Source organism: Psychromonas ossibalaenae ATCC BAA-1528 (assembly GCF_000381745.1).
In the GTDB taxonomy this organism is placed as follows: Bacteria; Pseudomonadota; Gammaproteobacteria; order Enterobacterales; family Psychromonadaceae; genus Psychromonas; species Psychromonas ossibalaenae.
Genome location: NZ_KB906974.1, coordinates 75,467 through 89,035 on the forward strand (window position 1 = coordinate 75,467; position 13,569 = coordinate 89,035).

The window sequence follows — 13,569 nt, forward strand, 5'->3', positions numbered from 1 at the left end:
CTCACTTCCCCTTACCCTTTGTAACAAAGTTTGTTTTTCAATTTGTTAAGTCGTTGATCAGCAGGAGTAGGTAAATCTGCAGCTCTTGCTGGGCTGTTTGCAACAGCTGCAGAAGACTGGCCCGCAAGGGCATGTTTGATTTTTTACAGCTTAATTATTAATTATCACCTGCATTGCTTGTTTGTATTTAGCTGTAGATATTTCCCTGTGAAAAAGCTGAGTTATATTTAAGAACAAGAGCGGTCACTCTAACTTCCGTGTTATAAAAATGATAAGTCTTTGCCTTTAATTTATAAATAGTTATGAATTTATCTTTGTTAGCATGCGCTCCCTAGGTGATCAATTGTGCATCACTGAGACATATGAGATAAATTGTAAGAAGGATTAATTGTAATGGTAAACAAGTTAACAAAAGGCTTAGTGGCGTCCGCAGTACTGGCAGCTTTAGCCGGGTGTACTGCTAATGAAGATAAAGCTGCATCTGCGCAGGTGACACTGCGAATTATGGAAACCACGGATCTACATAGCAATATTATGGATTACGACTATTACCAGTCGCGAACGGATCCGACTATCGGCCTTGCCCGTACTGCCGGTCTGATCCATAAAGCCAGAGAAGAAGTCAGTAATATTGTACTGGTAGATAACGGTGATCTGCTCCAGGGTAGTCCGATGGGGGACTACATGGCTAAGAACGGCTTAAATGACGGGGATGTACATCCTGCTTATAAAGCGATGAATCGCCTCGATTATGATGTCGCTAATATCGGCAACCATGAATTTAATTATGGTTTAGATTACTTATATAAAGCCTTGAGCGGCGCTGATTTTCCTTATATCAATGCCAATGTTTACTGTGCAGCCGACGACTGCTGGAATGACGTTAAAGACGGTGAAAACCTGTTTACCCCGTATTTAATCCAAGACAAAGTCGTGGTTGACAGTAATGGTAAGGAACACAGCATCAAAATTGGTTATATCGGTTTTGTCCCGCCTCGGATCTTAACCTGGGATAAACGTCATCTTGAAGGGCGGGTGACGGCTAAAGGTATTGTAGAAACTGCTGAGAAGTTTATACCCGAGATGAAAGCTCAGGGCGCTGATGTGATTATTGCTATTCCGCATTCCGGTATCGGCTCGACAGAGAACCCGGGGGATCCCATGGCGCCTAATGCAACTTTTGCGCTGACTAATGTAGAGGGTATCGATGCAATCATGTTTGGTCATAGCCATTCAATTTTCCCGCATGCAAATTATGCCGATCTGCCTAATACAGATGTGGAAAAAGGCTTGTTAAACGGTGTGGCTGCCGTTATGCCGGGCCGCTGGGGTGATAACTTAGGGGTAGTTGATCTTAAGCTTGAACTTAAAGGAAAAACCTGGACTGTCACTGACGGGCGCAGTGAGGCTCGTCCTATTTATGACGGCGCCGCGCAAAAGGAACTGGTGAGTGCAGATTCAGGCATTCATAAGGCAGTAGAAAAGGAACATCAAGGTACATTAGATTTTGTGGATCAGCCTATCGGAGCATCCGCTTCCGAGATGTACAGCTTTTTAACACTTGTACAGGACGATCCTACGATACAGATTGTTGCTGATGCGCAGATTGCGCATGTTAGTGCTAATTTACCACCTGAATTGAAAGGCATTCCGGTATTGTCCGCAGCCTCTCCTTTTAAAGCAGGCGGGCGTTTTTCAACAGAAGCAGATGCAACCCAGTATGTCCAGGTGGATGCTGGCGAACTAACCTTTAAAAATGCCGCGGATCTGTATTTATACCCGAATACAATGGCTGCTGTAAAAGTTACCGGTGTAGAGGTAAAAGACTGGTTAGAGTGCAGTGCTAATCAGTTTAATCAGATTGATCCTGACTCTAGTGCACCTCAGCATCTAATTAACTGGAACGAGCACCGAACTTACAATTTTGATGTGATAGACGGGGTGACTTATAAAATCGATGTTACTCAGCCGAGTAAATTTGACGGTGACTGTGCGCTGGTTAATGCAGATGCCTCCCGCATTGTGGATTTAACCTATACAGATGCGGACGGTACCGTTGTCAGGGGCAGTGACTTAGATAACAAAGAGTTTATTATTGTTGCAAACAGCTACCGTGCTTTTTCAGGAAAGTTTTCCGGTACGGGCGCTGAATATGTTGCACTCGAGTTTCCCGATACCAACCGCGACGCATTAGCTGCTTATATTACAGCACAATCTAAGCCGAATAACAGCGGCGGTTATGACAGTATGGTTGACCCGCGTGCTGATTTTAACTGGGATTTTAAAAATATTGAGACAAAAACTAAACTTGATGTACGTTTTGAAACACAGAACAGTGCCAAAGCAGACAGTTTTATACAGAAAAATCAGTTACGTGAGATGATCAAACTTGATGAAACAAATGACCTTGGTTTTGCTGTTTACAAAATTGATTTAACAACATCACCCACTAAATAAATGCATAAAAGAGATTAACCACAGAGTAAACAATAATCCGCTGCTGATTCAGCGGATTTTTTGTTTATACAAAACTTATTGCGCTGGTGTTTTTGCTAAGATCTAAGGCGCTTAAAAAATAACGGCTAATCGGTTGTATAATTAGTGCACTGGGTGAAAAATAGTGAGTAATTTATGAAGTTAGCCGTCTCTCTTAAATATATGCTTATAGCCGGATTAGTATTTTTTAGTGCCTATGGTACAGCTAAAGAGATGCGGGTTGTTTTTTCTGATGGTTATCTGCCGTTTTCCTGGCAGCAGGATAACCAGATTAAAGGTATATTAAAAGATTTATTAGATGAAATTCTAGTACAGCGTATGGGCATAAAAGTCAGTTATGAAATATGTCCTTGGGCCCGGTGCCAGATGATGGTAAAAGAAGGTCAGAGAGATGCTTTATTTACGGTTTCCAGTACCAAGAGAGACAGGTACAGCATGAAAACGGAGCTGCCGCTGTTTATCTCTGATTTTTTTATTTATAGTGGTGCTAATAATAAAAATTTACCCCTGTTGCAAAGAGTTAAAAATTTAGAGTCATTATTAGCGTTAGAAAACTTGCGCTATGTTTATCTGCTTGGATCCGGCTGGCACGATCAGAACCTTGCGACTGCCCATCATGTTACTACGGTTTTATATCCAGCTAAGATTTTGGATCTTCTTAAATTCAATCGTGCGGATGTTTATATTGAGCAGGCGGTATCGATGAATTACCAGATAAAACGTTTAAATCTGAATCAGGGTATTATACAAATACCCGCGGTAATGGATCACACCAGCTGGCATTTGTATATTGGTAATAAGTCCGATTATATAAGCATACTGCCGCAGCTGGACCGCATGCTTGATAAAATGCAAAAAGAGGGGAGCCTGCAGAAACTACACGACAAAATATTTTCTAAATACCAGTAAATAAAAATCTTCGCAGTTTAATACATTAGGGCTTTTACAACTAATTTCCAATACACTAGTTAGATATAATCATTTTTTCCGAACACCTATAAAAGAGGCGTATTCATGAATCAGCAGCAGACCCCTTTAAAAAAATGGGGAAGTGAACAAAAAACAGCCTGGTTATCCAGACAGAAAAAGCACCGTTCTTACCAGGATAATGTAGTCAAGAGACTGAACGCTTTAACGAATAATTTTAACCTTATTCAGTATGGTCTGCTTGATTATGCCCTTGATCAATATCCGCTTTATGCCGTTACAACACGGTGCTGGGATAACAGAAAACCGACTGTTCTGATCACCGGAGGTGTCCATGGTTATGAAAGCAGCGGTGTCCACGGTTCTATTGATTTTCTGGAAAAAAGAGCATTAGATTATGTCGAAAATTTTAATATTATTGTGGCGCCGTGTGTCAGTCCATGGGGATATGAGACAATTAACCGCTGGAATCCGCAGGCTGTCGATCCCAACCGCTCTTTCTATGAAAACAGCCCGTCTCAAGAGGCCGCCTGTTTAATTAAATATATTAAGTCACTTAATACAAAGATCACTGCGCATATCGATTTACATGAAACAACTGATACAGACAACACTGAATTTAGACCTGCATTAGCAGCTAGAGATGCGCTGCCGCATGATAACTGGGATATTCCTGATGGTTTCTATCTAGTTGGTGACAGTGAAAATCCAGCAGACGATTTTCAGCGTGCGATCATCCGGTCCGTAGAAAAGGTAACTCATATAGCACCGGCTGATGATAATGGTAAGATCATTGGAAAGTCTTTAGCACAGCACGGTGTGATCAACTATGCCTGTCATAAACTGGGGCTTTGTATCGGTTTCACTAACGGGGTTTACTCAACTACCACGGAGGTTTACCCTGACAGCCCTAAGGTCTGCGACCAGGATTGTGTTGATGCACAGATAGCAGCAGTTAGCGGCGGGCTTGATTTTCTTATTTCGCAGCAGAACTGAGGTTGACAGCAGCTGCTGAGTGTCGCTTAATTTATTGGCCCTGACTCGAGAGACTGTTCAGGTGTTATTTATATGGATGTATAAAAGCTATATTTAAAGGGAGTTAAATATTAACTTATTTGTTAAAAGTGCAATGGTATATGAGTCATAGATATTCGTTTAGGACTCATCTTGTGTTTGTTCTTAAAGGGAGTTTAAGTCACCTCTGCTGTTTATTTCTGTTGTTTGCGGCTGGATCTGCCTGCGCCCAAGATAAGGCTTTGCCCCATAAAAAGGGCAAGAATGCAAAGTCCTTAGTGGTTGCTAGTGATCAATGGCCGCCGTTTCGTATGATTGACGCACAGGGAAATTTTTCTGGTTTTGATATCGACATACTAGAGGCGGTTGCAAAACTCACTGCTGTTGAGTTTAAGGTCAAACGCTACCCCTGGACACGTGCACTAAAAACAATGAGTATTGGCGGGGTTGATATGATGACCGGCCTGGCATATACCAAAGAGAGAGCGTTATATATCAATTATGTGGATTTTCCGTATTACAGCTGCTCACCTGCTTTTTATATGCAGAAACATTTACATAGTGATATTAAACAGTATCGCGATCTTTATCAGTATAAAGTCGGATATGTATTAGAGTCTGCTTATTTCGAGCCGTTTAATTCCGACCCTAAGATCGTACGTCATGGTGTGGTAACTGAAACCCAACTGTTAAAAATGGCGGCTAGAGGGAGACTGGATGTCTTTATCGGTACTGACTGTCAGGTTGATTATGAGATAACAAAAAGAGGTTTGTGGTCTAAGTTAAAAAAAGCCAGTTTCAGTCCTGCCGGAAAAGTAGATCTTTTTCTCGGAGTATCGCGGCGCAACAGTTCTAAAGAACTGCTTAATATGCTGCAGGTGGCTTTAATTGAACTGCAGGAATCCGGCCAGCTGAAGCAGATTGCCGCAAGGTATTTTTCTCCTGAAGCGCAAAACAATTAACGTCGCTTTTATTGTTTATATATTCCCGTTAGATCTTCACCTTCATTCTTAAAAACTACTCCTCTCTATTTACTTATTTTTACATTCATAATGCTTATGGGGGTATAAGCAATTTGCCTAATTTTTAAAAGGTGCATATTCTCTTGGTAGCGTGTCTGTTAATCAGCGCCAGTATCAGGAGGATGCAATGAGAAAATTATCCGTCAGTACTAAATTACTGTGGATCACTTCCGGTCTTTTTTTGGCGACAATCAGTATATTATCTGTCAGCTTATGGTGGGCATTGAGCAGTAAAAATGCACAGATAAGTGCAGAGGTTAAACAGGCGATTAATGAAGAGGCGATTGCTAAATTAGAAGCAAAAGCAGATCAATACGGGCAGATGATCGGCGGCTTTATCAATGAAGCATACCGCATTCCTTATTCGTTTGCCGGTACCGTCGAGCAGCTGTCCGGCACCGAACTGTTAAGCCGTGAAACAGTTGAAGCGAGTGTCGGCGCTGTTTTAAAGAAAAACAAGCAGTTATCTTCTATGTATGCACAGTTTGAAGCAGACGGCTTTGATGATGATGATGCACTGTATCTTTCGGACAGCAGCCATAGTGTACCGGGAGCCGGCAGTTTAGAGCTGTACTTTCTGCGTAACAGTGACGGCACTATTGAACAGGAGCAGGTTGATGATGCCGATGAAAAATATCTGGCCGGCGTTAATGAATTCGGTATCCGAAAATCGGAGTGGTATTTGTGTGCCAGAGATAAGAAAATGCCGTGTTTAATGGAGCCTTACCTGGATGAGGTTACGCCGGGTAATAAGATTCTTATGACTTCATTAACGGTACCGGTAATGAAAAACGGCAAATTTTCCGGCTTGATCGGTGTGGATATTAATTTACCGATATTTCAGAAGTTAATAAAAGAGCTGTCAGATAACCTTTATCAGGGACAGGCTAAGGTTACTTTACTGAGCAGTAAAGGTTTAATTGTTGCTTCAAGTCATTATGACAAAATTTCCCGCCCGCTGAAAGAAGCTATCAGTGCTGATTTTGCTTCTACGCTGCTGGCACTGCATAAAAATAAGGGACATTTTGAAAATGCACAGCAGATAGCCGTATCGCATGCGATTGATATTCCTTTAGCAGGCAGCCGCTGGTCATTAGTGATTCAAATTCCTAAAGATGTCGCCTTTAAACGCTCCATAGAGGTCAATGCTGATATGCATTCAATGGCACAGTCATTAGGCAGTCTGCAGTTGACTTTAGGTGTACTGGTTTCTGTTATTGCGGTGTTTAGTATCTGGATAGTTATCCGCAGTATTATTTCGCCCTTGAAAATGATCCAGAACAGGGTGGAAAATCTGAGCAGCAGTGAGGGGGATTTGACTCAGACAATTGAGGTTGAATCCCATGCCGAGTTGATTGCGCTAGGCAGCGGTTTTAACGCATTTATTACTAAGCTTAAATTATTAATTGTGGAGCTAAAAGAGCTTACCGGACAAACTCAGCAGGAAAGTTTATCGGTTGCGCAGATCGCTGAAAATATCCGCGATAATGTTAATCACCAGTATAAAGACATAGAAAGTGTCGTTACCGCAGTTAATCAGATGAGCGCTACCGCATTAGAAGTTGCTAAAGCCTCAGAGCAGACGGCGGCTGAAACGGATTCAATGAGCCGCAATGTAAAAACAAGTGAGCAGGGCTTAGAGATGGCGATGCAGTATGTGACCACCATGTCGGAAGAGTCAGTACAGGCAAAAGAAGCCGTCGGTAAAGTATCTGAGAGCAGTGATAATATCAGCAGTATTGTTGAAGTGATCCGCTCTATTGCAGAGCAGACTAACCTGTTAGCTTTAAATGCCGCCATAGAGGCCGCTCGTGCCGGGGAACAGGGAAGAGGCTTTGCAGTGGTGGCAGATGAAGTTAGATCGCTTGCTTCAAGAACTCAAAGTTCAACTGATGATATCACTAAACTTATAAATTCACTGCAGATTGATGTCAGCAGCGCATCGGATGTGATTGAACAGGGAACTGAAAAGGCGCAGCTTGCTGTCATTAAAACCCAGGAGTCACTTGCATCACTCAATGAAATGGTTGGACAGATTGGTGAAGTTTCTGATCAGGTTACACATATTGCAACGGCCGCGGAGCAGCAGAGTGCAGTAACAGAAGAGGTAAATAACAATATTACCGGAATATCCGATTCAGCTTCTGAGCTGGCATCATTGTCAGATCAGGCTCTGCACAGCAGTAATACTCTGGCCGAATTAGTTAAATCCCAGGATGAGCATCTGGGCCGATTGAAAACTTAAAGCATAAGATTTTTAATGATCTCGACAGGGCTGTATGCCTGCTTAAAATGCGCGCTTCTGCCCGGCGCTTCGATTAACTGTAATTGTTGATTGTATATTGTTGTTAAACTATTTAAGATCAGATCAATTTACTTTATTGAAAGGTTCAATCAATGATCCCGGAATTATATTTCATTTACGACTCCCACTGTCCGTGGAGTTACGCAAGTTTACCACTGGTTAATGCACTTGAGAAAGCCTACCCGGAAATGATCATTCATGTCTGGCATTGTGCACATTATGACGGCAGCGACAGCGCGGGTTATAAGCAGATGGATGATGCTGCGCATCAAAGTACGGTGAAATTTGGTCAGGAACATATCCGTTTTGTTGATAGTCCTAAAAATTCAACCATGACGGCTAATTTGATGGCCTGGCTGCAGAATAAACAGCCGCAGAAAACCTTAGCGGTATTAAATGCACTGCAGAAAGCGCATTTTATTGACGGTAATGTTTTCGGCTGCAAGCATGACTTTAATGCACTGATTGAGCAGTTTAAACTGTCACCTCCGAACAAAGTTTTTAGAGACGAGTTAAGCGATGAAGCTTTATATACTCAGTCTGATATTCAAGAGCTCCGCGAGTTTATCGGAACAAATGCATTTCCCGTTCTGTTATTAGCTGCGGATGATAACGCGACACTATTGAATCATTCTTTATATCTAGCTGATCCTGACGCCATTGTTGAAGCTGTAAAACGAGAATTAAAATAACTGCTTTACTTGACCGATGCTAACCAGATAATTTTAAATACCGCGCTTCTAACAGCGCGGTATTTTTTTATAAGCTGAATTAAATATTTAGGTTTCTCTGCGCGGTCAGATCGCTAAAATACTGTACAAACTCTACCTCGTTACCATCGGGATCGATAAAATATATATTCTGACGGAAAGGGTGCTCCGGTCCGCGTATTCTTGGTTTAAACCCCGCATTCTGCAGGCGGTGGGTAAGGCCTTCAATATCACCGACTTCAAAGGCAAAATGTGCGATACCGACCTGATGGCCGGTTAATTTTCGACTCTCCTGCTCACCGTTGTCATTTAATGTTAGATATAAATTGTGATCCCCAAAGTGAACCCAGTTCCTCGGTTTGCCGTACCATTCGGACTCACCGCCGTCACGAATTATCCATTCAGGAAAAGCCGCCTGATAAAATGCAAGGCTGATTTGAATATCTTTAACTACCAGGTTGAGGTGCTCTAATCTAATCATAATTTATTCCTCTTTATTCACTGCTATTTTAGTGCATATCGATTATTTATTCACTGTCATGTGCACCTGCCTGCGCAGTTTTTTTCTCTTAGGAATCAGGCTCCATCAGCCTGTTTTCTGATTTAGCAGTTATCAGCAGCCAGTATTAACGATTAGAAGGAGCTCGATGCCGCGTTGATAATATTTCAGCAAAAAATAACCGGATTTATTAAAATCAGGTTAAACTGCACCTTCCCTATAAGTTAATAACCAGTTATTCCTATTATGTATACTCTTCGCCCATATCAGCAAGACAGTGTTAAAGCGACCATTCATTATTTCCGTAAAAATTCAACACCTGCTGTGCTTGCGCTCTCTACCGGGGCGGGAAAAAGTCTGATTATTGCCGAACTGGCACGTCTGGCAAAAGGCAGAGTGCTGGTGCTGGCACATGTTAAAGAGCTGGTGGAACAGAATCACAGTAAGTATGAAAGTTACGGTCTGCAGGCGTCTATTTTTTCTGCCGGACTGGGCCGTAAAGAAACCGGGCAGCAGGTGGTATTTGCATCGGTGCAGTCTATTGTCAACAGCCTGGAGCAGTTCAGCGAACAGTTTTCTCTGCTGGTTATTGATGAATGCCACCGCGTACCGCAGGATGAAAACAGCGCCTATCAAAGGGTGATTAAACATCTGCAGGAAACCAATGGCGATATTAAAATACTGGGACTTACTGCGACACCATACCGCCTCGGACTTGGCTGGATTTATCAATATCATACCCGTGGCCAGGTGCGCAGCTTAGAAAAGCGTTTTTTCCGTGACTGCATATTCGATCTGCCGATCCGTTTTCTTCTCGATGAAAAATTTCTGACGCGTCCTAAGGTAATGGATATGGCGGTTATGGGTTATGATTTTTCTAGTCTTAAACCCTCAGCCTCCGGACATTATCAGGAAGCGCAGCTCGACAGCGTGGTCAAAAAATCAGGACGTGTGACCCCGCTGATTATCAAGCAGGTGATAGAGGCTGCTAAAGACCGCCTCGGCGTGATGATTTTTGCTTCGACGGTTAATCATGCGCAGGAGATTATGGGTTATCTGGCAGCTGAAAATGCGGCTCTGGTAATTGGTGATACGCCGCTTGATGAGCGTGACCGGATTATTAACGGCTTTAAAGAGCAGAAAATAAAATATCTGGTTAATGTATCGGTACTAACCACAGGGTTTGATGCGCCGCATGTGGATCTCATTGCTATTCTACGGCCGACGGCGTCTATCAGTTTATATCAGCAGATTGTCGGGCGCGGCCTGCGTTTGTTTCCCGCTAAAAAAGACTGTCTGGTGATGGAGTTTGCCGGTAACTGCTATGACTTGTATCAGCCGGAAGTCGGCGAGGCGAAGCCTGACAGTGACAGTGAAATTGTCAGCATTCCTTGTCCAGCCTGCCGCTTTAATAATAACTTCTGGGGGAAGCTGGATCCGGCCGGATTTGTGTTAGAGCATTACGGCAGGCAGTGTCAGGGTTACAGTGAAAATGACCACGGTGAGCGGACAGTCTGTGGTTACCGTTTTCGTGCAAAATTCTGTGAACTGTGCGGTGCTGACAATGATATTGCCGCACGGCGCTGTCATGACTGCGACCATGTGCTGGTGGATCCTGACAAGAAACTGCGTGAAGCAATGAAACTTAAAGATGCGCTTATTATGAGATGCGTTGATTTAAGGTTAGAAGCAGGTAAAAACAAGTTTGGAAAACCGCAGCTTAAGGTCACTTATATCAGTGATCAAGACGCTGAAATAAATGAATTCTGGCAGCTGTCGACAAAAGCGCATAAATCAGAATTTTTAAATAAGTTTATCCGTGCACATCTGATTGACCGTCATCGGCCGTTCACCGATACCGCGCCTTCAAAGATTGTTAATAATGAACATAGACTGCGCCCGCCGCAGGTTGTGATTGCCAGAAAGAGCGGCCGTTTCTGGACGATTCGCGATAAGCTGTTTGATCTTGACCAGTATTAGAAGGGTTAACAGCCAGCTGCTTAAGCCGCTGACTCGATATTTAAAAAGCGATGCGGGCGGCAACGGCTAATAGAGCTATGCCGGTCACTTTTTCTACTATATGTACATTATTGCGCAGCTTAGTCAGTATCGCAGACTGAGATAAAATAAGTGCTATCAGGCAGTACCAGAGAGTATCTATACCGCTGACGGTAGCGACCATGACGGCATTCTGCTGCCAGCCGGCCTGTGCATCAACAAACTGACTGAATAGAGCCAGAAAAAATATCGCCAGCTTGGGATTAAGAAAAGCGATCAGCAGACCTTCACGAAAACTCTGCTTTTTTGTTACTTTTGTTTCCTGCGTGATCATTTCAGCCATTGATGATCTGGACATTAATGCTTTGTAAGCCAGCCACAGTAGTAAAATCACACCTGCGTATTTAATCAAATTAAACAGCCAGGGTGTCGATTCAATGATGATAGCCAGTCCGATTACAGTTAATAATGCATATATAGCCACACCAAGACCATGAGCAATGCTGGTTAGAAAACCGTTTAAGCGGCCTCCGGAAACCGTGTGCTTTAATACTATAATCAGGCTGGGTCCGGGAGTCATGGCTCCCATTAAACAAATCGCAGCCAGGGAAATCCATGCGCTCAATTCCATTTTATTCTCCTATTGAATCTTCGAGTAATGCGCTTATATTAACTGACTCGGAGTATGAGTAAAAATATTTATTTCTACTTGTTGGTATGAAGTAATTTCATACCTTGGTTGATCGTTCTTTCCAGGTGTCCTTTGAGGTGCGGATAACATAACTCTCTAAACCATTTATGTTCGGCATTATGATGGTGTTTAGCGTGCCACAGCAGGTAATACTGCTGCGCTTTAATATCAACAGGTAAAGCCCTGATCTGCAGATCATAACGCTGCGCAAAATCTGCTGCTATATGCAGAGGTGTGGTCAGCATCGTATCTGTCTTCAGCAGTAGTTCAACGGCTGACTGGAAAAAAGGCACACTGGCAAATATTTTCCTGGATCGGCCGACAGCGGCGAGTGCTTTGTCGACCGGGCTGTCTTTGTCACCACCTCCGCTGATTAATATATGCCGGGCATGACAGTAGTCGTCAATTGAAAGTTGATCCGCACATTGTGGATGAGAAGAGCGAAACACCGCAACCAGCTGATCTTCTGCCATCATCTTGCCATGTACATTCGCAGGTATTGACTGGGCAATGGTTGATACTAGATCCAGCTGGTATTCCGATAATGCAGCTAATTGATCTTTCTGCCATAACTGGTATTGGATGCCTGCATGTGGAGCATGACGTTCAAGATTATGACAAATTGCAGGAAGAACGGCTTGTGCAACATAATCGCTGGATGCAAAACTAAACTTCCGACAACAGTTTGTGAGGTCCATGGTATTCGGCAGGTAGAGCTTATCAAGCTCCTGCAGCAGTGCGGGCAGCTGCTGCATCAGCTCTTCCCCTTTTCGGGTAAGCACAAAATTACTGCCTTCGCGGATAACAATCTGATCATGAAATGCATGACGAATTTGATGCAGCGTTTTACTCATTGCTGACTGAGTCACGTTTAAATTTTTCGCACTTTGAGTAAGATTGCGTGTCTGTAGAATTGAAATCAGAGCAGGCAGTAACTTGTAGTTATTCAATAGAATAGACCGTAGTAGATTAACAGGCTGTTATTTTAACCTAATGCGCTTAGATGTTAATAAATTAAACTTTTATGATAATAAAGCATAGGTTAGATCTCAGTGCCGGCTCTCGTGAATCTATAAAATGCACTGAAGTTAATATTAATTAAAGGATTTTTATGATTGTAATTACAGGTGCCAGCAGCGGGCTCGGTGCTGCGCTGGCAAATTTGTATCATCTTGACGGGCAGAAACTGCTGCTCAGCGGTCGTAATCAGACGCGTCTTAAGCGGGTTGCTGAAAAAATGTCTGACCGTGTGCTGGTGCAGCAGGCCGATCTCTGCAGTCCGGAGCAATGCGGTGCTTTACTGGACTCTCTTGAGCAGGTACCGGATACTGTCATTCACTGTGCGGGCAGCGGTTATTTTGGACCTATTGAAGAGCAGGATCCACAGGCTGTTAATAATCTGATACACAATAATATTAGTTCTACGATTTTCTTATTACGTGAATTAGTCAGACGCTATCGGGATCATAAAGTAAAAGTGGTGATTGTTATGTCGACAGCCGCACTTGCAGGGAAGGCCGGAGAGTCCACCTACTGTGCGGTTAAATGGGCCGTGCGGGGCTTAGTTGAATCCGTTCGTTTAGAGCTCAAAGGCCGGCCCATGAAACTGATTGCGGTATATCCCGGCGGAATGGCAACCGATTTCTGGCAGACCAGCGGCAAAGAGCTGGATACTTCTGAATTTATGAGCGCAGATGAAGCCGCCGCTATGCTTAAACAGGCACTGATCAGTACTGAACACGGTTTTGTGTCTGACATTACCATTAACCGCAGCTAGCTCCTTACTGCTCCGGGAGCTGTTTTCGGCAGTAATTTATTACTGCCTGCGCTGCTTTCTATGTTTTTTTATCAATCACAGTACAGGTATCCTGTCTGCAGGTTTTTAATTAATAAGTCATTGATCTAAA

Annotated in this window: 11 protein-coding genes; 8 read left to right on the plus strand and 3 right to left on the minus strand. The window is 43.1% G+C overall.

The window, feature by feature from the left end; all coding sequences use genetic code 11:
* Positions 1-393: 393 nt before the first annotated feature.
* From G327_RS0105935 to G327_RS0105960, 6 genes are all read left to right on the plus strand, one after another.
* Positions 394-2,457, plus strand: a complete 2,064-nt coding sequence (locus G327_RS0105935; protein ID WP_019613841.1) for a bifunctional 2',3'-cyclic-nucleotide 2'-phosphodiesterase/3'-nucleotidase — start codon at positions 394-396, stop codon at positions 2,455-2,457.
* Positions 2,458-2,631: 174 nt separating this feature from the next.
* Entirely contained in the window at positions 2,632-3,405 is a 774-nt protein-coding gene (locus G327_RS0105940; RefSeq protein ID WP_019613842.1) for a substrate-binding periplasmic protein, read from the plus strand.
* 105 nt (positions 3,406-3,510) lie between these two features.
* Complete coding sequence (locus tag G327_RS0105945) at positions 3,511-4,419, plus strand: M14 family metallopeptidase (protein WP_019613843.1); 909 nt, start codon at positions 3,511-3,513, stop codon at positions 4,417-4,419.
* A gap of 260 nt (positions 4,420-4,679) precedes the next feature.
* Complete coding sequence (locus G327_RS0105950) at positions 4,680-5,399, plus strand: substrate-binding periplasmic protein (RefSeq protein ID WP_026339208.1); 720 nt, start codon at positions 4,680-4,682, stop codon at positions 5,397-5,399.
* Between the two features lie 187 nt (positions 5,400-5,586).
* A complete protein-coding gene (locus G327_RS0105955) occupies positions 5,587-7,704 on the plus strand; it encodes a methyl-accepting chemotaxis protein (RefSeq protein WP_019613845.1) in 2,118 nt (705 codons plus the stop codon).
* A 152-nt stretch (positions 7,705-7,856) separates the two neighbouring features.
* Entirely contained in the window at positions 7,857-8,456 is a 600-nt protein-coding gene (locus tag G327_RS0105960) for a hypothetical protein (protein WP_019613846.1), read from the plus strand.
* 79 nt (positions 8,457-8,535) lie between these two features.
* On the opposite strand, the gene G327_RS0105965 is transcribed toward G327_RS0105960, so the two are convergent.
* Positions 8,536-8,955, minus strand: coding sequence for a VOC family protein (locus G327_RS0105965; RefSeq protein WP_019613847.1), 420 nt, complete (start codon positions 8,953-8,955; stop codon positions 8,536-8,538).
* Positions 8,956-9,219: 264 nt separating this feature from the next.
* On the opposite strand from G327_RS0105965, the gene radD reads away from it, so the two are divergent.
* The gene (gene radD, locus G327_RS0105970; protein WP_019613848.1) at positions 9,220-10,953 is read left to right on the plus strand and encodes a DNA repair helicase RadD; all 1,734 of its coding nucleotides are present in this window, start codon (positions 9,220-9,222) and stop codon (positions 10,951-10,953) included.
* A 40-nt stretch (positions 10,954-10,993) separates the two neighbouring features.
* Here the strand turns inward: radD and G327_RS0105975 are convergent, their stop codons facing one another.
* Together G327_RS0105975 and G327_RS0105980 are read right to left on the minus strand one after the other, a co-directional pair.
* Positions 10,994-11,602 carry a LysE family translocator gene (locus G327_RS0105975; protein ID WP_019613849.1) on the minus strand — a complete coding sequence of 203 codons (609 nt, stop codon included), beginning with the start codon at positions 11,600-11,602 and terminating at the stop codon, positions 10,994-10,996.
* A 74-nt stretch (positions 11,603-11,676) separates the two neighbouring features.
* The gene (locus G327_RS0105980; RefSeq protein ID WP_019613850.1) at positions 11,677-12,612 is read right to left on the minus strand and encodes a LysR family transcriptional regulator; all 936 of its coding nucleotides are present in this window, start codon (positions 12,610-12,612) and stop codon (positions 11,677-11,679) included.
* Positions 12,613-12,773: 161 nt separating this feature from the next.
* Here G327_RS0105980 and G327_RS0105985 point away from each other — a divergent pair, with 161 nt between their 5' ends.
* Positions 12,774-13,439, plus strand: coding sequence for an SDR family NAD(P)-dependent oxidoreductase (locus G327_RS0105985; protein WP_019613851.1), 666 nt, complete (start codon positions 12,774-12,776; stop codon positions 13,437-13,439).
* Positions 13,440-13,569 lie beyond the last annotated feature (130 nt).